The sequence below is a fragment of the Dietzia sp. ANT_WB102 genome (assembly GCF_008369165.1).
In the GTDB taxonomy this organism is placed as follows: domain Bacteria; phylum Actinomycetota; class Actinomycetes; order Mycobacteriales; family Mycobacteriaceae; genus Dietzia.
This window is the reverse complement of record NZ_VOBA01000001.1, coordinates 882,128-903,787: the sequence shown is the minus strand read 5'-3', so window position 1 is coordinate 903,787 and position 21,660 is coordinate 882,128. Positions and strand designations below refer to the sequence as shown.

The following is a 21,660-nucleotide window of genomic DNA, read 5'->3' as shown; positions in this document are numbered from 1 at the left end:
GTTGTCGACCTCCCCGTGGTCGCGCACCGGGCGCATCACTTTTCGACGTGGATGCGACCTCCCCGAGAGCGCGCCGGGCAAGACGCCATTCCTCTATGTACGGAGCTTTCTCCCTTGTCACGTTCTTTCGCCGATCTCGGCGTTCCTTCCCCCCTGCTCGACGTCCTGGGCGGCGTCGGCATCACCACCCCCACCCCCATCCAGTCGGCCACGCTCCCGGACGCACTGTCCGGTCGTGACGTGCTCGGCCGCGGTCGCACCGGCTCGGGCAAGACCTACGCCTTCTGCATCCCCCTGGTCGCCCGCCTGGCCGCTTCCGGTGGCCGGCGCGCCCGAGGTGCCCCTCGCGGGCTGATCCTGGCGCCCACCCGTGAGCTCGCGCGGCAGATCAACGAGACCCTCGCTCCACTGGCCACGTCCATGGGCCTGAAGACGACCGTCATCTTTGGCGGGGTCTCCCAGGGCCGTCAGGTCGAAGCGCTGAACCGCGGTGTCGACATCGTGGTGGCCTGCCCGGGTCGTCTCGAGGACCTCATGGGGCAAAAGCACTGCCGCATGGACTCGATCGAGATCAGCGTCCTTGATGAGGCCGACCACATGGCCGACCTGGGTTTCCTGCCCGGCGTCACCCGCATCCTGTCGGCGACCCCGGCCGGTGCGCAGCGCCTGTTGTTCTCGGCCACCCTGGACTCCGGCGTCCAGAAGCTGGTGACCAAGTTCCTCACCGACCCCGTCGACCACTCGGTCGACGACGGCACCGCCACCTCCGGCCCGACCGCCCACCACGTGGTCCACGTCGACGCCGATGACCGCGTCCGCGCCCTGGCTGACCTCGCCGTGGCGCATCCGCGGACCGTGATGTTCACCCGTACCAAGCACGGCGCCAAGCGGCTGGCCAAGCAGCTCACCGGCCGTGGTGTGGTGAGCGTCGACCTGCACGGCAACCTGTCGCAGAACGCCCGCGTGCGCAACCTCGACGCGTTCTCCTCCGGTGACGCGACCGTGCTCGTGGCCACCGACATCGCCGCCCGCGGCATCCACGTCGATGACGTCGGGCTGGTCGTGCATGCCGACCCGCCGGCCGAGCACAAGGCCTACGTCCACCGCTCGGGCCGCACGGCCCGCGCCGGCGCGATCGGCACCGTCGTCACCGTGGCCACCTCAGACCAGGTACGCGAGGTGCGCTCGCTCCTGCGCGCTGCCGGGGTCACGGCCGGCGAGATCACCCTTCCCATCGGCGCCGACGCCGCCGTCGCGCTGGCCGACGCCCCCGAGCCTCCCGCGCACGTGCCGTCCGACGACGGCTCCGAGGGCCAGTCCGTCCGCGGGCAGGCCCGCCGCAGCCGGGGCCAGGGCCGCCAGAGCCAGAATCTGCAGCGTCAGACCCGCGGTAGCGGACAGGGTCGCGAGGGTGCCGAGCGCGGTGGCGCTCAGAGTCGCGACGGCTCGGAGCGCGGTGCGCGTGACCAGCAGGGGTCCGGTGCGGGCGGCGCTCGTCGTCGTCGCCCCCAGGCCGCCGGTGCGCAGGGGTCGGCACGTCACGGCTCCGGCGCGCGCAGCTCGGGCGGACAGCACACGGCCGGACAAGGCTCCGCTCCCCAGGGCGCGGGCGCGCGCCAGTCGGTCGGCCAGGCCGCCGGTCGACCCCGCAGCGACCAGCGTCGCCGCTCCACCCGCACCGCCGGCTGACCGGCCCGCCGGCTGCCGGATAACGGTCCCTCACCCACGAGATCCGCTACCCCGCCTCTGACCCGCTACCCGGAATCGGGCAGCGGGTCCACTGGCGGGGTAGCGGTTTTTCTGTGTCCGGCGGCCCGGGGAGCCCGGGGCCGGGCGGGTCAGCCGAAGATGGTGATGGTCTGGCGGCTGATCGCGGCCAGCGTCCCGTCGGCCCGCCACACCATGGCGTGCGTGTGCGCGTACCCGTCCCGGGCGGCATCCGTCGTGGCCTCGTATCCGAGCACGGTATCGGCGGGGAATGTTTCCGGCTCGACCTCGGCGACGAGTTCGATCGTCCATGTGAGGCTGCTCCCGGGAGCAAAACCGTCGAGCATCTGGATGGGCGCCGGCGGCCACCCGTCGGTCAGGAGCACCAGGTGCTCCTCCTCGAAGCGCGCCGGGGACTCCTGCAACGACACCCACCCGGACAGGTCGGCCGTCTCCGCGCCGCTGAACGGCAGCTGACCACCCACCTGTCGCAGCTCGATGAACTGGTAGAACTCCGGCGTCAGGTTCTCGATGTACGGGAACGGCTCGATCGTTGACGGATCGCCCAGGGCCGGCATGGGGTGCGGGGGCACAACCGAGATCGTGGACTCACGGTGCTTGCCGAACGCGGCCAGGGCGGTGGCGACGACCGCACCCTCCTGACGCACGGTGGCCTGGCACTGGGTGACGTTGGAGCCCACGCGCAGGATCTCGGAGTCGACCTCGACCGGGCCGGTGACGGCGGGGCCGACGAAGGACACGGTGAGCGAGCGCAGCGGATGGACGACGGCAGGCGACCCGGCGCCAGTGTCGCGGCTGCGCAGGCACCCCTTCATCGCGGCGAGCAACACTGCGCCGGTGAGGCCCCCGAAAATCGCCCTGCCCTGCGTCCACCCCTGCTCGATCTCGACGGTCCCGCCGCGCGCAGCGGCCTCCAACATGCTCGTCAGCGACATGCCGGACATTGTCTCATCGAAGCTCAGCGGGTCTGGCGGACGCGTCCCTTCCGGACGCTGGCCAGCGCGGTCGCCAGGCCGGGCATGCGCGGGCCGCGCGCGAACATCTTCTCGCTGCGGGTCTCCGGGGCGTCGTCGGCGGTGCGGCGCAGGTAGCGGTCCGGCAGTGACAGCCGTGCGATAGTGCGCCACGACTGCAGGTACTGCTTCCACAGCGGCCCGCTGACGTACGGCAGGTCGTAGCGCTCACACAGTTCGCGGACCTTGAGTGAGATCTCCGAGTACCTGTTGGACGGCAGATCCGGGAACATGTGGTGCTCGATCTGGAACGACAGGTTGCCGGACATCAAGTTCATGATCGGGCCGCCGTCAATGTTGGCGCTACCGAGCATCTGCCGCAGGTACCACTCGGCCTGCGTCTCGGTCTCCGTGTCCTTGATGGTGAACTTCTCGGCGCCGTCGGGGAAGTGCCCACAGAAGATCACCGCGTTGGTCCAGATGTTGCGGATGATGTTCGCCGTGACGGTGGCGGTGAGGGCTTGGCGTCCGCTCGGGCCGGCGAGCACCGGGAACAGGACGTAGTCCTTGAGGATCTGCTTGCCTGCTTTACGGAGGAACGCGCGGGCCCGGCGCCGCTCCGCCGGGGACGCCTTAGGGTCGACGGCGTCGGCCACCTCGACCGCCTGGAGGCCGATCCCCCACTCGAAGCCGAGCATGAGAACCGCGTTGACCAAGACGTTTGCCGCGAACTTCGGCTCCCACGGGACATCGCGGGTGACGCGCAAGACTCCAAAACCTACGTCGTCGTCCATGCCGACGATGTTGGTGTACTTGTGGTGCAGGTGGTTGTGGGTGTGTTTCCAATCGGCGGAGCTGCCGACCAGGTCCCACTCCCAGTTGGTCGAGTGGATCTCCGGATCGTTCATCCAGTCCCACTGGCCGTGCATGATGTTGTGGCCGAGCTCCATGTTCTCGAGGATCTTGGCCACGGCCAGGGTGCCGGTCCCCAAGGTCCACACGGTGCGGTTGCGGGCGCCGAAGTACAGGAGTGCTCGCGCACCGAACTCCAGGCCGCGCTGGAGTCTGATGATGTTGTGGATATAGCGGTAGTCACGCTCACCGCGCGAGGCGATGACCTCGGCGCGGATCGCATCGAGCTCCCGCCCGAGCTCCTCGATCTGATCTGGGCTGAGGTGGGCGTATTCGCCGACATCGGAAATCGCCATACCTCCAGAATAGGCCCGGTCGGGCACCCGCGGCTACGACTGCGCGCCCGCTATCCCTCCTATCGTGACCAAGGGCACCTCATCCGGCCCCTTCAGTCACTCCAGGCGCGGCGCAGCACGTCCAAGGAACCGTGGATCCGTTCCACCGTCGACCCGATCGGCGCGATCATCAGCTCGTCGGCGCCCGCGCGGCGCGCAAAATCGGTGAGGTAGTCGCGTACCGCCGGCCCGTCGCCACAGGCGGTGTTGGAGATCATGTGCAGGATCTGCCGGCCGCCGGCGGACTCCATGATCATGTCGAGTTCGGCGTCGGAGAAGTCGCGGCCGCGGCCGGCCATGAGCTTGACCCGCTGGCGGCGGTACCAGTGCAGTTCTCTCTCGGCGCGCTCGGCGTCGTCGTCGGCCACCACGTTGACGGCGGCGATCATGTACGGCTCGGCCAACTGCTCGCTGGGCGTGAAACGGCTCCGGTACACAGCCGAGGCCTGCTCGAGGGCGTCCGGGGCGAAGTGAGAGGCGAACGCGTACGGCAGACCGTAGGCGGCGGCGAGCTGCGCCCCGAACAGCGAGGAGCCGAGGATGTACAGCGGCACCTTGGTGCCGCGCCCGGGCACGGCGACGATCCCGCGCGTGCGGGCCATGTCGGTGGGCGAATCGCCCAGGAACGCCTGCAACTCGCGGACGTCGTCGGGGAATTTCTCCGCCGCCGACGGTTCACGGCGCAGCGCGCGCAGGGTCTGCGGGTCGGTGCCGGGCGCGCGGCCCAACCCCAGGTCGATGCGCCCCGGGTGCAGCTCGGCGAGCGTGCCGAATTGCTCGGCGATCACTATCGGCGAGTGGTTGGGCAGCATCACCCCGCCGGAGCCCAGGCGGATCCGCTTGGTGTGCGACGCGATGTGCGCCATGAGTACTGCCGGCGCCGAGGAGGCGATGGCGGGCATGTTGTGGTGCTCGGAGTACCAGACCCGCTCGTAGCCCAGTTCCTCCGCCTTCTGCGCCAGCAACACCGAGTCCTGCAGCGCCTCACCCACGGACTGACCGGGGCGGACGGTCGCGAAGTCGATGACGGACAAGGGCAGGGCGGAATGGGATTCGGTGCCGCTGGCGGAGCGGGTCTCGGGGGAGGTCATGCCCCGTGCAACCCGGCCCGCCGGCACGCTATTCCTGTAGCACCCTGGCGGGGGCGGCACACTGGGGGCATGTCCTCCGACGCTGACATGACCTCCCACCCCGACCGCTCCGCAGGCCACTCAGCCGGCCAGCCCGTCGATGTCGCCCGCCTGGTGTCCGTGATGCGCGAGGCCGGCCCGCTCGTGCACTGCCTCACCAACTCCGTGGTCCGACAGATCACTGCGGACGTCCTGCTTGCCGCCGGTGCCGCGCCGGCGATGGTCGATCACCCGGATGAGGCGGGTGACTTCGCCGCCATCGCCTCCGGGGTGCTGATCAACGTGGGCAATCCGACGACCGAGCAGGTCGAGGGCATGCACGCCGCGATCGCCGCCGCCCGCGCCGCGGACACCCCGTGGGTGCTGGACCCGGTCGCGGTCGGTGGGCTCACCCTGCGCACCGACTTGGCCACCGACTGGTTGCGCTCGGGGCCCGCCGCGATCCGGGCCAACGCGTCGGAGACCATCGCGCTCGCCGGCACGGGGGCGGGCGGCCGGGGCGTCGACTCCACCGAGGACGTGGTCGCTGCCGAGCCCGCGGCCCGGGACCTCTCGGCCCGATCGGGGGCTGTGGTCGCCGTGACGGGGCCGCGGGACCTCGTCGTCACACAGCATCCCGGCGACTCGACCAACACCGTGCCCACCACCCGCGCGACGTGGATCGAGTCGGGCCACCCCCTGCTGCAGAAGGTCATCGGCACCGGCTGCGCCCTCGGCGCGCTCACCGCGGCCTACCTGGGGGCGGCGCGGCAGGCGGGCATCGCGGACCACGACGCGGTGGTCGCCGCACATGCCCACGCCGGGGCCGCGGGGACGGTCGCCGGGCGCACCGCGGCGGGCCCGGGCAGCTTCGCCGTGGCCTGGCTCGACGCCCTGTACACCCTGACGCCCGAGGAGATCGCGGGCGCGGTCACGGTGACCGAGGCGTGAGCACCGCCCCTCCCGGCCGCGGCGCCGGCGTCGACTGGCGGCTCTACCTGGTCACCGATCCCCACCTGGGCGGCGGGCGCGACGCGGTGCCGGGGATCGCCTACGAGGCGGTACTCGGCGGGGTGGGGGTGGTCCAGATCCGGGACAAGGAGTGCGACGACGACCAGTTCGCCACACACGCCGCGGCCGTCGCCGAGGCCGTCGCGCAGGCGTGCGCCGAGACGGGCCGTGACGTGCCGGTGTTCGTCAACGACCGCCTGGACGTCGCGCGCGAGCTGGGCCTGCATCTGCACATCGGCCAGCGGGACGTGCCGCTGCCCCGGGCCCGCGCGGCGTTGCCTGGCGAGTTGATGCTGGGACTGTCGATCGAGTCCGACGCCCAGTTGGCCGCAGCGGTGGCGGGGCCCGGGTCGGCGCCGGACGTCATCGGGGTGAGCCCGGTGTGGTCGACGGCCACCAAGACCGACACCGCCGAGGCTCTGGGCCCTGCGGGTGCCGACGGGCTGGCCCGGGCCGCGCACCACGCGGGTATTCGCGCGGTGGGCATCGGCGGGATCACGCCCTCGACCGTCGCGCAGGTGGCGGCGACCGCGCTGGACGGGGTGTGCGTGGTCTCGGCGATCATGACCGCCCCGGACCCGCGGGCCGCGGCCGCCGATCTCCTCGACCGGTGGGTTGCCGCTCGCGGCTGATCTGGACGAGGCTCATCGTCCGAACGCCAGCAGCGCATGTAGGCCCGGCGGCGCATGCACGCCCGGCGGCGCTCCTGAACACACGGTGGCGAACTGGACCCGCGCGGCTAAGAAACACGTAATAGAGGGTCCGCGAAAGCAACATTTCTACGGTGTCAACACCCGTAGCGTCACAGCTATGCGCCGAACGCCTCTCGAGATCACCTCGATCGAATACCCCAGCACCTCGATGCCCGCGACAGCCGAGTTTCTCTCGAAAGTCTGTGGCTGGAAGCCCACCGTGTACGGGAAGTCGTACGCCACCCTGGTCGGCGGCGGCATCGACGCGGGCGTGCAGGGGGACGACGACGAGCAGTCTCCCGCACCGCTCATGGTCATCCGGGTGCCCGATCTCGACGAGGCCCGCGCCCAGGTCGAGTCCGCGGGCGGCGAGGTGACGTTCGGGCCGTTCGATTTCCCCGGCGGCCGCCGGTTCCACTTCCGCGAGCCCGGCGGAAACGAGATGGCCATGTGGGTGCCGGCCTGACCCGACCCGTCACGGCTGCCCGCCGACGCCTCGCTACGGAAAACGCCGAGAGACTAGACCCGCCCCTCACGCGGACGGGCGGAACCCCTCGGGCAGAGCCAGTTGTGTGAGCTCCTCCGGGTTGGAGCGGAAGTACAGACGCGTGACGCGGCCGTCCGCCACGCTCACCTGCACCGTCTGCAGATCCCCGCGGCGGTCTGCGGTGAGCGCGACGATCGTCCGATCCAGGTCGCCGGCCATGACCGCCTCCACCAGCCCGGAGACCAGAACGTTCGACGCGGGTTCGCGCGGGCGGAGGTCGGAGGTCAGTCGATGGCGGGCGCGGCTCACCCACTGCCGGACGGTGGCCACGCCCGCGCCCAGCGCGTCGGCGATGTCCGCATACGGCAGGTCGTACGCCTCGCGCAGGACGAACGCCGCCCGCTCGTCCGTGCTCAGTTGCTCGTAGGCCAGCAGGATGGCGATCCGTAGGTCGTCGCGCCGCTCAGCGCGGTCCGCCGGCAGCAGAGCGGTGTCGACGGGCTCGGGGAGCCACACGCCGACGACGTACTCCCGCTTGCGTTGGCGCAACCGGTCCAGGCACAGCCGGGTCGTGACGGTGGTGAGCCACGCCTCGAGGTTGCGGGGGGCGGACGCGGGATGGAGCGCCAACCACCGCGCCAGCGACTCGTCGGTGGCGTCCTCGGCGTCGGCCCAGCTCCCGGTGATGCGGTACCCCACCCCGAGGAGTAAGCCGCGGATCCGGTCGAGTGCAGCGCGATCGGACACCACGCCGCAGGTCAGCGCCGCTTCACCGGTTCGAGGTCGCTCGGGATGAGGCCGCGTAGCGTCGCCGGGTCCTTGCGGGTGGCGATCGCTATCCGGTTCCATGCGTTGATCGTGACGATCTCCATTACCAACTGTCCAGCCCCATTTTCTCCCCGGTGGCGTACCACCTCGTCCCATAGCTCGTCAGGTACGGATTTCTCCCCATCGATGTGGGTGACGGCATCCGCGAACGACAGCACCGCCCGCTCGGCCGGCGAGACCTCCTCGACGTGGGCGGGCCAGTTCTCCACGACCGCGATTCGGGTCTCGCTCCAGCCGTCCTTGCGTGCATCGCGGCGGTGCATCGCGGTGCAGTAGCGGCACCCGTTCACCGCGGACGCCCGGAGCCGGATGAGGTGACTGTCCTGCCGGGAGACTCGCGCTCGGGAGTAAGCCTCAAGTGCCAGCATGGGCGCCATCGCCCCTGCGCTGACCTGTTTGCGTTGTTCGCTCTTGCCCGGTGATGTGCTCATACCACTCCGACGCGGGCGCACTGCCGAATGTGACACCGCAGGCCTCATGTATCGCTGTGTCGCTGCTCGTCGGCCCCATCGCGGCCCCATCGCGGCCCCACCGCGCCAGCCCCACCGCGCCAGCCCCACCGCGTGGAGTCACTGCGTGCAGCGTTTTCGCAGGAGATCTCTCTGGCACAGCTGACGGAGTGACTCCACGCCGGCAGGCGCGGGCGGCGGGCGGCAGGCAAGGGCACGGGCGGCGGGCGGCGGGCGGCGGGCAAGGGCACGGGCACGGGCAGCCGGCGGGCACGGCACGAGCACGGGCGGTCGATAGTGGATCGACGCGGCTGCTCTAGCGTCAGGGGCCGGGCGGCCCTAACGTTGGGCCCATGACCGAGCCGGACGACCTACTGCTTTCCGACGCCGAGCGGCTACACGCCCTCATGGCACTCGGTGACCATTACGCGTTCGGTCGACTCGACGACTCCGAATTCCACGCCCGCTCCGGCGACGTGGCCGCGGCCCGCACGCTCGGCCAGCTGCGCGGAGCGTTCGCCGACCTGCCCGGCGGGACACCACTGACCTCGGTCGACGGCATGATCGTGCAGTCGGCAACGAACCCCGGTGCGCAGCTGGACGTCTCGTCGTCGTCACCGACGTCGCCCTCGTCCCCCACCGGAGCGGTGACGCCAGCCGCCCGCGGCACCGATGCCGATCTCGAGGACCTGCGCAAGCGCGGAAAGCTCGTCGAGTCACTGGACGGCGTGGTTCTCGGGCTGACACTCATCACATTTCTCGTGCTGCAGCTCATCGTGGACTGGCAGTACGCGTGGATCGTGTGGCCGTCGCTGGCGCTGACACTGGGGATCCCGCGGCTGGTACTGCGCTACACCGATTCCGACGAGCAAACCTACGAGACGCTCAAGAAGGCCGACCAGAAAGCTCGAGAGGAGCGGCTACGTGCGGCGACCGAGCGGATCCGCGAGCTGGGCGACGGCCGCGAGTCGCGCGACTGACCGCCCAACGTCCCGGGTGACACCGTGGGGCCTCAGGTGTTCTCCAGCGCGACGCCCTTGCGCTCCGGGAGGGTGAAGGCTGCGAGGGCGGCGACGACGAAGGCCGCGGCGAAGACCCCGAAGACCATCACCGTGTCGCCCAGATCGAGCAGGAACGGCACGAGCAGCGGAGCAATGATGGAGGCGATCCGCCCGAATGCCGCGGCGGCCCCGGTGCCGGACCCGCGGGTCGCGGTCGGGTAGAGCTCCGGGCCGATCGCGTACAGGGCGCCCCACGCGCCGAGGTTGAAGAACGACAGCGCCATTCCGGCGGCGATGATCGTGGCCGGGGAATTTGCCAGCCCGAACAGTCCGGCTGCGCCCGCCGAGCCGACGAGGAACACCGCGAGCGTGATCCGGCGGCCCCAGATCTCGATGAGCCAGGCCGCGACCGCGTACCCGGGCAGCTGGGCCAGCGTGATGATGAGCGTGTAGCCGAACGACTTGACCAGGCCGAAGCCCTGCGACACGAGCAGGCTGGGCAGCCAGATGAACGCACCGTAGTAGGAGAAGTTGATCCCGAACCACACGATCCACAGGGCCCCGGTCCGCTTGCGCAGGCGCGGGGACCAGATGGACTCGGCGGGTGCGGCAGAGGTGATGGTCTCGGCGGCGGCTACGGCCCCGGTCGATGCGGCGGCTGGAGCCGTGACAACTGGTGATTCGACGCCCGCGGAAGCCTCGTACTCGCGGACGATGCGCTCCGCCTCGTCGATGCGGCCCTTCGACTCGAGGTAGCGCACGGATTCGGGCAGCCCGAAGCGGATCACCAGCGCGTACGCGGCCGGGACGACGCCGACGGCCAGTGCCCAGCGCCACCCCGCGTCGCTCGCTGGCACCACGAAATAGCCGATGAGGGCGGCCATGATCCAGCCGACGGCCCAGAATCCCTCGAGGATCACGACCACCCGGCCGCGGATCCGTCGGGGCGCGAACTCGCTGACCAGCGTGGACGCCACCGGCAATTCGGCGCCGAGGCCCAGTCCAACGATGAAGCGCAGAACGATGAGCATGACGATGCCGGTCGACAGCGCCGCCGCGCCCGTCGCCACTCCGTACACCAGCAGTGTCGCGGCGAAGACCTGCCGGCGACCGATCTTGTCGGCGAGGAGCCCGCCGAGCGCGGCGCCGATGGCCATTCCGACGAACCCGATGGACCCGATCCATGACAGTTCGGTGGGTGTGAGCGACCAGTGCACGGCCAGGGCCGCCATGACGAACGAGATCAGACCCACGTCCATGGCATCGAGCGCCCAGCCCACGCCCGAGCCGAGCAGGAGTTTGCGGTGTTTGCGGGTGAACGGCAGTCCGTCGAGGCGCTCCGTGCGGGTGGTCATGTGTCGAAACGCTACTCGCGGGCGTCGTTGCGTCCGCGCGCCGCCGGATCTACTCGGTGGCCAGGCCGGCATCCTCCCCTGCCTGATAACTAACCTTGAGCTCGGTGACGTCGTAGCCGACGCTTCGCAACGCGCTGCCGACCACCGAGTTGCGGGTGCCGGATTGGCAGTAGGTGACGACCCGCCCAGAATCGGGCAGCCCGTAACACCCTCCTGGGTATGCATCTACCGGTCGACGCTCGGAGGGGGCGCGGGGGAGGGTCGGCCGCAACAGCCGCGGCGAGCACGCGCGCGTCTTAGGCTGGGCCCACCCCTCGCCCGCCGACCCCTTGGAGCCCGCTGTGTCTGACCGCTATCCCCTCGCCGAACTCGCCGACCTGCCCGACGATCTGCGCGAGCGGATCCTCGCCGAGCAGGAGAAAGCGGGGTTCGTGCCCGAGGTGTTCCTGATGTTCGGCCGCCGCCCGGCGGAGTCGAGGGCGTTTTTCGCCTACCACGACGCGCTGATGGAGCGCGAAGGCAACCTGTCCAAGGCGGACAAGGAGATGATCGTGGTGACCATTTCCGGGCAAAATAATTGCCTGTTCTGCGTGGTGGCCCACGGGGCAATCCTGCGGATCGTGAAGCGGGATCCGTTGATCGCCGACCAGTTGGCGGTGAACTACCGCAAGGCCGACCTCACGCCCCGCGAGCGGGCCATCTGCGACTTTGCAACCAAGGTCAATCTGCGCTCGGATGAGTTGGTCGACGCCGACTTCGCAGCATTGCACGAGCACGGCCTCGACGACGAGGACGCGTGGGACATCGCCGCCATCACCGGATTGTTCGGACTGAGCAATCGGCTGGCGAACGCCACCGACATGCGGCCGAACACGGAGTTCTACCTCATGGGCCGGGTGCCGCGGCAGAAGTGATTACTTCTGCTCGGTGACCACACCGCAGGCGATGCGGCTACCGCCGTCGCCGGCCTTCTTCGTGTCCTCGTCCGCACCAGCGGGCGCGTAGCGCTCGGGGATGTTGGCGAGGTTGTCGGACTTCTCGTGGACCATCAGGGCCGAGCCGTCCTCGTCCAGCAGGAGGTCGCGATCCAGGCGGTCGGTGAGTGTGACGATCCGGGCGGTTCCGTCCTCGGCCACGTAGAGGGTCGGCAGGTCGCCGGCGTGCTCGGGATGGCTGGCCTCGCCGTTCGGACCGGCAAGGTGGCCGCCGGCCGACAGGAACGCGCCCCGCTCCTCCGGGTTTGTCGGGTTGGCGCTGTCGGGCTCGCACAGTCCAGCACCGTGGATGTGCAGGCCGTGGAAGCCGGGCGTCAGGCCAGTGGCATTGACGGTCACGAGCGTTCCGCCGTCAGCCTTGGCGAACTCCGCCGTGCCCCGCGCTTCGCCATTCGGGTTCTTCAGCTCGGCGGTCGCGAAGACCTCGCCGCCGCCAGCTCCGCCCTCTTCGCCAGCGGCTGTCACGGTCGTCGTGGCGGCCGGCTGCGATCCGGTATCTCCTTGCGCTGCGGACGAGTCGTCGCTTGTTCCGCATGACGCGGCCAGTAGTGCGGCGGCGCTGAGCGCGGCAAAGGTCGCGCCCCTGCGGGCGCGGCGGGCAACGGTCACGGTGCGTGCGGTCACGGGAAACCTCCTTGGACGGGGTCGTGGCGGATACGGTACCGAGGTGGTCTCGCATTGCAACCGCTGGTGACCGCGCCTTCGCCCGCGATCGACATGATGGAGGCGTTCTCCCCCATGCCCGCTCTCGTCACCGCGCTGGTCACTGCGCTCGTCTGCGGTGGCGCCGCCGCCGCTCTCGGGCCGTGGATGCGCACGATCGCCGAGTCCGAGTCCCGGTGGTTGCGCAGCGGAGTGCACGTCACGTTCGCCGCTGCCGGGGGCGCCGGGGCCGCGGTGCTCGCGGCCACCTGGGCTGAGCTCGCGACGTTCGCCGTGCTCGCGGTGGGGTGTGGCCTGTTGGTCACGATCGACCTGGCGGTCTTCAGGCTCCCCGACGCGATCGTCGGCCCCCTCTACCCCGTGGTGTTGGCCGGCCTGGCCACGACCGCCGCCCTCACCGGCGGCTGGGGAGCGTTCGGCCGAGCCGCCGCCGCGGCGGCCGCGCTGCTCGCGTTCTACTTCGTGTTGGCGCTGATCAACCCGACCGGCCTCGGCCTCGGCGATGTCAAACTCTCCGGCGTGCTGGGGGCGTTTCTCGGTTGGTTGGGTTGGCCCGCCGTGCTGGCCGGGACGCTGGCCGCGTTCGTCATCAACGCCGCGGTCGCACTCGTGCTGCTGGCGGCTCGGCGGGTCAACGCGAAGAGCGGCATCGCGTTCGGACCGGCCATGGTGCTCGGCGCGGTGCTCGGCGCCGGCTACTGGGCGGTGCGGTCCGCCGCAGTGGCGGGCTGAGCCGCGCAGTCACGCTCAGGATGGCCGGCCGGCGTGGGCCGACCGACCGGACCGACTCGACCGCAGGGCCAGCCGGAACCCCACGGCGGTGACGACCACGACGACGGACGCGATCGCCGCCGCGAGCACCAGCGACCTCGACTCGTGCGCGCCCTCGGTCCGGCCGTACGCCACCCACGCCAGACACCAGGCCGTGGCCAATGCCGGCGGGATCCGACCACCGCTGATGAACGCAGACGCCACGCCCACGGCCGCGGCCACGATGATGCCGACGATCCCGAACGGCACCTCGGTCACCACATCGACGCCCGCATCCGCGAGCCACGCGTACGCGTTGGCCAGAAACGCCACCGACACCCAGCCCAGGTAAAGACCGAACGTCACGTCAGTCACGACGACCTCGAGCCACCCTCCGCTTCGGGGCGCGCCGAGGATGAACATGATGCGGATCAGCACCGCGAGCAGCAGCACGATCACCAGCACGGAGACGAGCAACAGGTCCAGCTGCACCGTCCAGATCCACGCCCCGTTGAGCAGCGCTGACGCGAGCGCCCACGGCCGCAGCGCCGCCTGCCGTGCCGACCGACGGGCGACCGGCGCGAGCTGCCACACCGCGTAGGCGGCCAGCCCCAGATAGATCACGCTCCAGATTCCGAACGCCGACCCGGCGGGCGCCACCGGCGTGGCGTCGGCGGACAGCGCTCCCCCGGCAGCCTCGTTGATCGGTGTACCGCCGAGCGCCCCGCTGCCGATGAACGCGGCCACGATCGCGACGGTCACGCCCAGCACGGTGACGACTGGCAGCGCCCACCCCGTCGGCGAGGTATCGGATGCGGACTGTCTGTGGTGTCTCATCAGACCACCGCCCGGAACCGACGCAGCCGCAGACTGTTCGCGACCACGAAGGCCGAGGAGAACGCCATCGCCGCGCCCGCGATCATCGGGTTGAGCAGCCCCGCCGCGGCCAGCGGGAGTGCCGCCACGTTGTAGGCGAACGCCCAGAACAGGTTGCCCCGGATCGTGCCCAGCGTGCTGCGCGAAAGCCGGATCGCGTCGGCCGCCGACCGCAGATCACCGCGGACCAGGGTGAGGTCGGAGGCCTCGATCGCGGCGTCGGTGCCCGTGCCGATCGCCAAGCCAAGGTCGGCCGTGGCCAGGGCGGCCGCGTCGTTGACGCCGTCGCCCACCATCGCCACCACTCGCCCCTCGGCCTGCAGGCGGCGGACCAACTCGACCTTGTCGGCGGGCATGACCTCGGCAATTACCGTCTCTGGGCCGGGATCGATGCCGACCTGCGCCGCAACGGACGCGGCGACCTTGGCGTTGTCGCCGGTCAGCAGGATCGGAGTCAGTCCCAATTCCCGGAAGCGTCGGATTGCCTCAGCGGAGGTCTCCTTGATCTGATCGGCCACCACCACAACTCCGCGGGCCCTACCGCCCCAGCCCACCGCGACCGCCGTCTGACCGCTGTCCGAGGCGTCGTCCATGGCCTGCTGTAGCTCCTCCGTCAGAGGCATCTCCCGCTCAGCGAGGAGTGCGGGGCGCCCCACCACGACCAGGTTTTCGTCGTCGTCATCACCCGTGACACCACCGGCGGCGCTGGCGCCCTCAAGGCCATCACCTGCGGCGATCCGACCGGATACGCCCAGCCCCTCATGATTGCGGAAACCCACCACCGCCGGCAGGTCGCCGACCCGCTCACGCGCACCGGCGGCGATGGCGCGGGCGATGGGGTGCTCGGAGGCGTCCTCCACGGCGCCGGCGCGGCGCAGCACCTCGGCGCGGTCCTCACCAGTCGCGACAGTCGTAGAGACCAGCGCGTGCTGGCCGGTGGTGACGGTGCCGGTCTTATCCAGCACGATGGTGTCGACCTTGCGGGTGGACTCCAAGACCTCCGGCCCCTTGATGAGGATGCCCAGCTGCGCACCGCGGCCGGTGCCGACCATCAGGGCCATCGGCGTGGCCAGCCCCAGCGCGCACGGGCAGGCGATGATGAGCACCGCCACGGCCGCAGTAAACGCCAGGGCCGCACCGCCGCCGGCGACCATCCAGAAGGCGAACGTCGCCACCGCCAACACCAACACGACGGGAACAAACACACCGGAGATGCGGTCGGCCAGACGCTGCGCGGCGGCCTTGCCGGACTGGGCATCCTCGACCATCTGTGCCATTTGCGCGAGCTGGGTGTCGGAGCCGACGCGGGTGGCGCGCACGATCAGGCGCCCGCTGGCGTTGACGGTGCCGCCGACCACGGCGTCGCCCGGGCCGACCTCGGCGGGCACGGACTCACCGGTGACCATTGAGGTGTCGATCGCGGAGGAGCCGTCGACGATGTCGCCGTCGGTCGCGATCTTCTCGCCGGGGCGGACGACGAACTCGTCGCCGACCTGCAGATGTTCCACAGGGATCCGGGTCTCCACCCCGCCGAGGAGCACGGCGACGTCCTTCGCGCCCAGCTCGAGCAGCGACCTGAGCGCCGCGCCGGCCGAACGCTTTGACCGTGCCTCGAAGTAGCGGCCGAGCAGGATGAACGTGGTCACGCCCGCGGCGGCCTCGAGATAGATGTCCCCGGCGCCGTCGCTGGGCGAGAGGGAGAACTCGAAGCCGTGGGTCATGCCGGGCATGCCGGCGTCGCCGAAGAACAGGGCGTACAGGGACCACAGGAACGCCGCGGACGTGCCGAGGGAGACGAGCGTGTCCATGGTGAACGCACCGTGGCGCAGGTTGATCGCGGCGGCGCGGTGGAACGGCCACGCGCCCCACACGATGACCGGGGCGGCCAGGGTCAGGGACAGCCACTGCCAGTTGGTGAACTGCAGCGGCGGGATCATGGCCATGGCGATGACGGGGATCGACAGGATTGCCGAGATGACGACACGCTGGCGCAGTTCGTCGACCCGGTCGGGCGCGGCAGTGTCGTCGGTGGCGTTGCCTGCGTTGCCCGTGGCGGCCGTGGCCCCGTCGGCGGCGGCCGTGCGGGGTGCGGTGTTCCGGGGGCGCGGCAGCCGCGCGTGGTAGCCGGCCTGCTCGACGGTGTCCAGCAGGAGCTGCGGCTGTAGCCCCTCGGGTATCCGGACGCGCGCCTTCTCGGTGGCGTAGTTGACCTCGGCGGTGACGTCGTCGAGTTTGTTGAGTTTGCGCTCGATCCGGTTGGCGCACGAGGCGCACGTCATGCCCTCGATCTGCAGCTCGACGAAGGTGGTGCCAGCGGTGGGCGCGGTGGATTCACTGGTGGTCATGGGACTCACGCTTCGGATGTGACGGTGTACCCGGCCTCGTCCACAGCGGCGCGGACCGTCGCGGGATCGACCGGGTCGGAGGAGACGACGACGAGGCGACCCGACTCCAGGTCGACCTCGACTTCGGTGACTCCCGAGATCTCCGAGACCTCCTCCTTCACGGAGGCGACGCAGTGGCCGCAGGTCATGCCGGAGACGGTGTAGGTGGCAGTAGCGGACATGGTGCTCTCCTCTGGATCTTGACGGATCGTGCTCTCTGTGGTGTGCGGTGTTCGCGGTCGCAACCGGTCAGGACTTGACCAGGCGGGCGATGGCGGCGTTGGCCTCGGCGAGCTTGGCCTCAGCCTCGGGTCCGCCGTGCTCGATCGCGCCGGCGACGCAGTGGCCGAGGTGCTCCTCGAGGAGGATCAATGAGACGGATTGCAGGGCGCGGGTCATGGCGGAGATTTGGGTGAGGATATCGATGCAGTACTTGTCCTCCTCGACCATCCGCTGCAGGCCCCGCGCCTGGCCTTCGATTCGGCGCAGTCGTTTGAGATGGTCTTCCTTGTGCGGGGTGTATCCGTGCTCGGCCATGACGCATACGATACCCCCCTAGGGTACTCACGAAAAGGGGGAAAAACGGTAAGGACGGAAACGCCAAGGACGGCGAGCTTCCCTCCCCGATGCAGCGTGGCGATCAGAAAGCCAAGGACACCTTTGTGAAGGCAAATCGCTCCGCGAAGAGCAGTACGACGAGTCCCGGGCCGCCCGCACCACATAGGGCGCGGTCAAACATACCCACGAGAAGGTCGGTGACCACTGGGAGCCGAAGGAGTCCTCCGGACCCTCAGACTCCAGGTCCGGGAGCGATGGTCCGCGGCCGCCCAGGGAGTCGACGGGGAGTCGACGCCAACGCGAACAAGGAGCACCTGTACGAACACGCCCAGAAACTGGACATCCCGGGTCGCTCCGACATGACGAAGGACGAACTCGTCGACGCGTTGCGCAGGGCGAACGACCGCGCCGCGGAACAGAGCCGGAACGACTGACGGTCCGGCCGGGCCGGCCAGACCTGGCCGCAGCTCAGCCGCGGTCGAGCAACCGCGCCTCCGCCCGGTCCGGCATCAGGTACTCGGCCGACCTGGCCGCCACCACCGACCCCACGATCACCAACACGAATCCGATCACCGCGACATAGGGTCCGTAACTGACCGAAGTTTCCGCGGGCAGGCCGCTGAGGATCGGCTTCAAGGTGCCGGTCGAGTTGTACAACACCCAGACAAAGACCAGGTGGGCGACCAGGACCAGGGCCGCTGTGATCGCGTTGAGAATCGCGAAGATGCCCAGCCGGGCGACCAGCGTCACCGAGGCGAGGAACGCCATCACAACGAGGCCGAGGAAATTCACTGGAGTGAAGGCGCGCAAGCCGAGCGCGTCTGTCAACCCCAGCCCGGTGATCGAAGGCCCTCCGCCAGACACCCATGGCAACACCAGACTGAGCAGGGCGACCGCCAAGCCCACGAAGGCTATCGGCCCGCCGACGCGACTGCGTAAGACCGGAACAGGCTCCCGACTTCTGGCGGGCGAGTTCGGACCCTCGGGAGCGCGGGTGTGGTTCGTGGTCATAGCGGCGACCCTTCCATCGGGCCCACACGGAAGATCGCGTGAACTACGTCACATCCTATGTCGCTGCGGGGCTCCTCACCACCGAGCGGGCACGGCCCGGCCGGACGCGGACGAGCACCGGTGCAGCTCGTCCAGAGACGACGCCCACGGCAGGCATTCACGGATTACACTCCGCTTGCCAGTGACTCGCACCACAGCATCTCGGGGGAACCGTGCCACACCATCGATTCGCGATGCGCGCATCCGCATTCGCCGCCGTCATCGCCACCGCATTCGCCGGAGGGGCTCTGGCGGCGCCCGCTGCGGGCGCACAGGGATCGTCCAACGACCCGGCGCCCGCGTTCTACCAGCCGCCGGCCGAACTCCCCGCGATGCCGGGAGCCTTCATCAAGGGTGAGTCATTCCCGCTGGTCGGGGCGATCCCCTCGATCTCGGGAGCGGAATTCGTGACAGACGCCGCCGGCCCGATCTCCGCTGACGCGCAGCGGATCATGTACACCTCGATAGGCTCACGCGGCCAGGGCACCGCCGTGACCGGCACCTACGTGCAGCCGCGCGCGCCGTGGACTGGCGGTGGCTCGCGCCCGCTGGCCGTGGTCGCGCCGGGTACGCAGGGACAGGGCGACCACTGCGCTCCGTCCAAGACGATGCAGAACCTGGCGAACGTCCGCACCGACCCGCCGGGCGTCGGCATCGGGTACGAGATCATCCAGACCTACGCACTACTCGCCCGCGGATACGCAGTCGCCATAACCGACTACGAGGGGCTAGGCACCCCGGGCCTGCACTCGTACGTCCACCGTGAGTCCCAGGCGCACGCCGTGCTCGACCTCGCGCGCGCCGCAGCCCAGGCGCCGGGCGCGGACATCGAGCCGGGTGCCCGCACGGTCTTCATCGGATACTCACAGGGCGGAGGTGCCGTGGCCGCGGCCGCGGAGCTCCAGTCCCAGTACGCGCCGGAGGTCAACCTGGTCGGCACGGTCGCCGGTTCACCACCAGCCGACCTGCTCGCCACACTCAATCAGGCCGACGGCTCGGCGATCTCAGGAGTGATCGGCTACGCCCTCAACAGCATGATCGACACGTACCCGGAGATGGGACCGCTGATCACGCCGTACTTCAACGACCGGGGGCGCGCCATGCTCGCCGCCACCGCCGACCAGTGCATGGCAGAGACCGCGGTCCAGTTCTTTCGGCAGCGCACTTCCGACTTCACGGTCTCGGGCCGGTCGGCCGACGACATCGTGCGCTCCGAGCCGCGGCTCAAGGAATTCCTCGAACTCCAGCGGATCGGCCGGATCACGCCCACAACACCGGTGCGAATCCTCTCCCCGGTGAACGACGACGTCGTCGCCGGACACCAGTCACAGCAGCTGGGCCGCGACTGGTGCGCGCAGGGGGCCGCCGTCGACATGGTCATCGACCCGCTACCGCCGGTGGCGCCCGGCATGGTGCTCAACCATGCCGCACCCATGCTCACGGGACTTGAGGGCAACGTGCAATACCTCGCCGACCGGATCGCAGGCGCCCCAGCGCCCAACAACTGCGGGACCTACTGACGGGGTGACGCGGCGCCGGGCCGACCGGATCCACAATGTGGTTGCGCAACTTAGTTGTACAGTTTGTGGAGTGACGGACCACGCCGACCCACCCACGAAGGATCCCGTCGACCCTGCCTCGGCCGTTTCCGCCGGCCCGATGAGCCTCGCGGCCGACCTCCGAGAGGCACTGCGCCCGCTGTGGCGCCAGTTCAACGCTCGCCGGACGCTGTCGCTCGGCAAGACCGGGATCCTGGCGCACCTGGACCGCCGCGGCGCTATGACCGCGACCGACCTGGCTGGCCTCGAGCGGATCAGCCACCAGGCGGTGGCCAACGCCGTCCGCGAACTGCAGGAGCTGGGACTGGTCTCCCGCAGTCCCGACCCGGCGGACGGTCGGCGGACACTCGTGTCCCTCACCGACGCCGGCCGGGAGCGGCTGCGCGCCGAACTCAGCGCCGGCCAGGACTGGCTCACCCGGGCGGTCGCCGACCATCTCGACGACGCCGACCGCGCGACGTTGGCCGCGGCCCTCCCGCTGCTGCGCCGCCTGGACGCCGGAATCACCGGGCGCGGAACCGGGGCCGGGCAGTGACCGCCCCCGGCCGCCGACCCGCGCCCCGCTGGTTCGTCACGGCCCTCGTCTACGCCGCCATGACCAGCTCTATCGTCAGCTCCCTCGGCATGCTGCTGGTGCCGTCGGTGGCCACGGAGTTCGCCATCCCCGTCAGTACGGCGCAGTGGATGCTCACTGCCAACCTGCTCGTCGGGGCGGTCGCCACCCCGATCATGGGCCGCCTCGCCGATGGTCCGCACACGCGAAAACTACTCCTGACCAGTCTGAGCGTGATCTTTCTCGGCTCCGTCGTCGCCACGATCGCGCCGAATTTCACCGTCTTCCTCATCGGTCGCGGGTTGCAGGGACTTCTCTACGGCACGGTGCCCATCACCATCGCCCTCGCCCGCCGGCACCTGCCCTTCACCGCCGCCCAACCCACCATCTCGACGCTGTCGGTCACGGTTTCCGTGGGCATGGGTCTGGGTTACCCGCTCACCGGCATCCTCGCCGCCGCCTTCGATCTGCGGGCCGCGTTCGGCTTCGCCGCCCTGTTCGTGGCCACCGCCGCGCTCGGAGTCTGGCGATACATCCCCGCCGGTCCCGACCCCCTCGCACCCCGCACCCCGTTCGACGTCACCGGGGCACTGCTGCTGGGTGGCGGGCTGACCGCGCTGCTGCTGTGGATCTCCGAGGCGCAGACCTGGGGCTGGGGGTCGGCCACAGCATTCGTCGTCCTCGTGGTCGCGCTGAATACCCTGCTCCTGTGGGTCGTGCACAGCATTCGCACCCGCCACCCCCTAGTGAACCTGCGCGTGGTCCGCCGACCCGAGGTCCTGCTGGCCAACGCCACCGCGATCGGCCTCGGTACCGCCATGTACATCGGCCTGTCCATCGCGAGTCTGGTGGCGCAGGCGCCCACCGAGACAGGTTTCGGACTGGCGGTGCCGCTCATGTGGGCGGGGTTCATGATGGCGCCGCTCTCGGCGGGCAGCTTCGCCGCCAACCGGACCGTCCGCGCACTGTCACGCCGGTTCGACATGGCGGTGTTCCTCCCCGCGGGCGCGGCCGTGATGACGGTAGCGTCGATATTGCTCTGGCTGCGGCACAGTGACTTCTGGACGTTGGCCATCGGGATGCTCCTCTTCGGCGCCGGGATCGGATCCGGATACGCCGCGATGCCCGCGCTCATCGCCCGCAGTGTCGCGGTGGACCAACTCGGCAGCGCGGTGAGTTTCAACCAGGTCCTGCGCACGGTCGGCGGGGCGGTGGGCGCGGCATTGTCCGGAGCGGTCCTCGCCGCCCACCCGTCCGGCTCGACCAACTCGACCGGCGAGGGCATCACCATGGCGTTCGGGGTGGGCGTCATCTGCTGCTCGGCGGTGATGCTCGCGTTAGTGGTGCACACCGTCCTGGGTCGACGACGACGAGCACTCCAGTAGCGCCAGCAGCCGGCACCTGCCCGCGAT

Annotated in this window: 22 protein-coding genes and 1 pseudogene; 11 read left to right on the top strand and 12 right to left on the bottom strand. The window is 70.1% G+C overall.

The window, feature by feature from the left end; genetic code table 11:
- The first annotated feature begins 114 nt into the window (after positions 1–114).
- On the top strand, positions 115–1,689 hold the full coding sequence (locus FQ137_RS04100; protein WP_149291253.1) for a DEAD/DEAH box helicase: 1,575 nt from the start codon (positions 115–117) through the stop codon (positions 1,687–1,689).
- 149 nt (positions 1,690–1,838) lie between these two features.
- On the opposite strand, the gene FQ137_RS04095 is transcribed toward FQ137_RS04100, so the two are convergent.
- From FQ137_RS04095 to FQ137_RS04085, 3 genes are all read right to left on the bottom strand, one after another.
- Entirely contained in the window at positions 1,839–2,663 is an 825-nt protein-coding gene (locus tag FQ137_RS04095) for a thioesterase family protein (protein WP_149291252.1), read from the bottom strand.
- Positions 2,664–2,686: 23 nt separating this feature from the next.
- Entirely contained in the window at positions 2,687–3,889 is a 1,203-nt protein-coding gene (locus FQ137_RS04090; protein ID WP_149291251.1) for an acyl-CoA desaturase, read from the bottom strand.
- Positions 3,890–3,981: 92 nt separating this feature from the next.
- Complete coding sequence (locus FQ137_RS04085; RefSeq protein ID WP_149291250.1) at positions 3,982–5,019, bottom strand: LLM class flavin-dependent oxidoreductase; 1,038 nt, start codon at positions 5,017–5,019, stop codon at positions 3,982–3,984.
- Between the two features lie 162 nt (positions 5,020–5,181).
- On the opposite strand from FQ137_RS04085, the gene thiM reads away from it, so the two are divergent.
- The 3 genes from thiM to FQ137_RS04070 all read left to right on the top strand — a co-directional run bounded on the left by thiM (position 5,182) and on the right by FQ137_RS04070 (position 7,206).
- A complete protein-coding gene (gene thiM / locus FQ137_RS04080; RefSeq protein ID WP_370452374.1) occupies positions 5,182–5,988 on the top strand; it encodes a hydroxyethylthiazole kinase in 807 nt (268 codons plus the stop codon).
- The gene (gene thiE / locus FQ137_RS04075; protein ID WP_149291249.1) at positions 5,985–6,680 is read left to right on the top strand and encodes a thiamine phosphate synthase; all 696 of its coding nucleotides are present in this window, start codon (positions 5,985–5,987) and stop codon (positions 6,678–6,680) included. Before thiM ends, thiE begins: the two co-directional genes overlap by 4 nt.
- A 178-nt stretch (positions 6,681–6,858) precedes the next feature.
- The gene (locus tag FQ137_RS04070) at positions 6,859–7,206 is read left to right on the top strand and encodes a VOC family protein (RefSeq protein ID WP_149291248.1); all 348 of its coding nucleotides are present in this window, start codon (positions 6,859–6,861) and stop codon (positions 7,204–7,206) included.
- A gap of 66 nt (positions 7,207–7,272) precedes the next feature.
- Here the strand turns inward: FQ137_RS04070 and FQ137_RS04065 are convergent, their stop codons facing one another.
- Together FQ137_RS04065 and FQ137_RS04060 are read right to left on the bottom strand one after the other, a co-directional pair.
- Positions 7,273–7,974 (bottom strand): sigma-70 family RNA polymerase sigma factor, encoded by a 702-nt coding sequence (locus tag FQ137_RS04065; RefSeq protein WP_255583559.1) that lies wholly within the window; start codon positions 7,972–7,974, stop codon positions 7,273–7,275.
- A gap of 11 nt (positions 7,975–7,985) precedes the next feature.
- On the bottom strand, positions 7,986–8,486 hold the full coding sequence (locus FQ137_RS04060) for a carboxymuconolactone decarboxylase family protein (RefSeq protein ID WP_255583557.1): 501 nt from the start codon (positions 8,484–8,486) through the stop codon (positions 7,986–7,988).
- 371 nt (positions 8,487–8,857) lie between these two features.
- Here FQ137_RS04060 and FQ137_RS04055 point away from each other — a divergent pair, with 371 nt between their 5' ends.
- Positions 8,858–9,484 (top strand): DUF1707 domain-containing protein, encoded by a 627-nt coding sequence (locus FQ137_RS04055; RefSeq protein ID WP_149291246.1) that lies wholly within the window; start codon positions 8,858–8,860, stop codon positions 9,482–9,484.
- Positions 9,485–9,516: 32 nt separating this feature from the next.
- On the opposite strand, the gene FQ137_RS04050 is transcribed toward FQ137_RS04055, so the two are convergent.
- A complete protein-coding gene (locus tag FQ137_RS04050) occupies positions 9,517–10,860 on the bottom strand; it encodes an MFS transporter (RefSeq protein WP_149291245.1) in 1,344 nt (447 codons plus the stop codon).
- Positions 10,861–11,201: 341 nt separating this feature from the next.
- Between FQ137_RS04050 and FQ137_RS04040 the strand changes: the two genes are divergently transcribed.
- A complete protein-coding gene (locus tag FQ137_RS04040; protein ID WP_149291244.1) occupies positions 11,202–11,774 on the top strand; it encodes a peroxidase-related enzyme in 573 nt (190 codons plus the stop codon).
- Here FQ137_RS04040 and FQ137_RS04035 read toward each other — a convergent pair whose 3' ends face one another.
- Positions 11,775–12,479 carry a superoxide dismutase family protein gene (locus FQ137_RS04035; protein WP_149291243.1) on the bottom strand — a complete coding sequence of 235 codons (705 nt, stop codon included), beginning with the start codon at positions 12,477–12,479 and terminating at the stop codon, positions 11,775–11,777.
- A gap of 66 nt (positions 12,480–12,545) precedes the next feature.
- On the opposite strand from FQ137_RS04035, the gene FQ137_RS04030 reads away from it, so the two are divergent.
- A complete protein-coding gene (locus tag FQ137_RS04030; protein WP_255583554.1) occupies positions 12,546–13,250 on the top strand; it encodes an A24 family peptidase in 705 nt (234 codons plus the stop codon).
- A gap of 15 nt (positions 13,251–13,265) precedes the next feature.
- Here FQ137_RS04030 and FQ137_RS04025 read toward each other — a convergent pair whose 3' ends face one another.
- From FQ137_RS04025 to FQ137_RS04010, 4 genes are all read right to left on the bottom strand, one after another.
- On the bottom strand, positions 13,266–14,105 hold the full coding sequence (locus tag FQ137_RS04025; protein ID WP_149291242.1) for a tryptophan-rich sensory protein: 840 nt from the start codon (positions 14,103–14,105) through the stop codon (positions 13,266–13,268).
- Entirely contained in the window at positions 14,105–16,489 is a 2,385-nt protein-coding gene (locus tag FQ137_RS04020; RefSeq protein ID WP_149291241.1) for a cation-translocating P-type ATPase, read from the bottom strand. Before FQ137_RS04020 ends, FQ137_RS04025 begins: the two co-directional genes overlap by 1 nt.
- A 5-nt stretch (positions 16,490–16,494) precedes the next feature.
- Positions 16,495–16,710 carry a heavy-metal-associated domain-containing protein gene (locus tag FQ137_RS04015; protein WP_149291240.1) on the bottom strand — a complete coding sequence of 72 codons (216 nt, stop codon included), beginning with the start codon at positions 16,708–16,710 and terminating at the stop codon, positions 16,495–16,497.
- Positions 16,711–16,777: 67 nt separating this feature from the next.
- Entirely contained in the window at positions 16,778–17,065 is a 288-nt protein-coding gene (locus FQ137_RS04010; protein WP_149291239.1) for a metal-sensitive transcriptional regulator, read from the bottom strand.
- Between the two features lie 89 nt (positions 17,066–17,154).
- Here FQ137_RS04010 and FQ137_RS04005 point away from each other — a divergent pair.
- A pseudogene (locus tag FQ137_RS04005) lies at positions 17,155–17,520 on the top strand (ChaB family protein).
- A 34-nt stretch (positions 17,521–17,554) separates the two neighbouring features.
- Here FQ137_RS04005 and FQ137_RS04000 read toward each other — a convergent pair.
- Entirely contained in the window at positions 17,555–18,097 is a 543-nt protein-coding gene (locus FQ137_RS04000; RefSeq protein ID WP_188064765.1) for a hypothetical protein, read from the bottom strand.
- Between the two features lie 233 nt (positions 18,098–18,330).
- Here FQ137_RS04000 and FQ137_RS03995 point away from each other — a divergent pair, with 233 nt between their 5' ends.
- The 3 genes from FQ137_RS03995 (at position 18,331) to FQ137_RS03985 (ending at position 21,633) form a co-directional block, all read left to right on the top strand.
- Entirely contained in the window at positions 18,331–19,656 is a 1,326-nt protein-coding gene (locus tag FQ137_RS03995; RefSeq protein WP_149291238.1) for an alpha/beta fold hydrolase, read from the top strand.
- Between the two features lie 70 nt (positions 19,657–19,726).
- On the top strand, positions 19,727–20,230 hold the full coding sequence (locus FQ137_RS03990; protein WP_370452305.1) for a MarR family winged helix-turn-helix transcriptional regulator: 504 nt from the start codon (positions 19,727–19,729) through the stop codon (positions 20,228–20,230).
- Entirely contained in the window at positions 20,227–21,633 is a 1,407-nt protein-coding gene (locus FQ137_RS03985) for an MFS transporter (protein WP_255583548.1), read from the top strand. The genes FQ137_RS03990 and FQ137_RS03985 overlap by 4 nt, the downstream gene beginning before the upstream one ends.
- Positions 21,634–21,660: the final 27 nt, after the last annotated feature.

Coding starts and splice junctions, on each gene's coding strand:
- FQ137_RS04070 (WP_149291248.1), top strand. CDS start 6,859: ATGCGCCGAACGCCTCTCGAGATCACCTCGATCGAATACCCCAGCACC.
- FQ137_RS04025 (WP_149291242.1), bottom strand. CDS start 14,105: ATGAGACACCACAGACAGTCCGCATCCGATACCTCGCCGACGGGGTGG.
- FQ137_RS04050 (WP_149291245.1), bottom strand. CDS start 10,860: ATGACCACCCGCACGGAGCGCCTCGACGGACTGCCGTTCACCCGCAAA.
- FQ137_RS03995 (WP_149291238.1), top strand. CDS start 18,331: ATGCGCGCATCCGCATTCGCCGCCGTCATCGCCACCGCATTCGCCGGA.
- FQ137_RS04055 (WP_149291246.1), top strand. CDS start 8,858: ATGACCGAGCCGGACGACCTACTGCTTTCCGACGCCGAGCGGCTACAC.
- FQ137_RS04085 (WP_149291250.1), bottom strand. CDS start 5,019: ATGACCTCCCCCGAGACCCGCTCCGCCAGCGGCACCGAATCCCATTCC.
- thiM (WP_370452374.1), top strand. CDS start 5,182: ATGCGCGAGGCCGGCCCGCTCGTGCACTGCCTCACCAACTCCGTGGTC.
- FQ137_RS04090 (WP_149291251.1), bottom strand. CDS start 3,889: ATGGCGATTTCCGATGTCGGCGAATACGCCCACCTCAGCCCAGATCAG.
- FQ137_RS04000 (WP_188064765.1), bottom strand. CDS start 18,097: ATGACCACGAACCACACCCGCGCTCCCGAGGGTCCGAACTCGCCCGCC.
- FQ137_RS04010 (WP_149291239.1), bottom strand. CDS start 17,065: ATGGCCGAGCACGGATACACCCCGCACAAGGAAGACCATCTCAAACGA.
- FQ137_RS04060 (WP_255583557.1), bottom strand. CDS start 8,486: ATGAGCACATCACCGGGCAAGAGCGAACAACGCAAACAGGTCAGCGCA.
- FQ137_RS04095 (WP_149291252.1), bottom strand. CDS start 2,663: ATGTCGCTGACGAGCATGTTGGAGGCCGCTGCGCGCGGCGGGACCGTC.
- FQ137_RS04015 (WP_149291240.1), bottom strand. CDS start 16,710: ATGTCCGCTACTGCCACCTACACCGTCTCCGGCATGACCTGCGGCCAC.
- FQ137_RS04020 (WP_149291241.1), bottom strand. CDS start 16,489: ATGACCACCAGTGAATCCACCGCGCCCACCGCTGGCACCACCTTCGTC.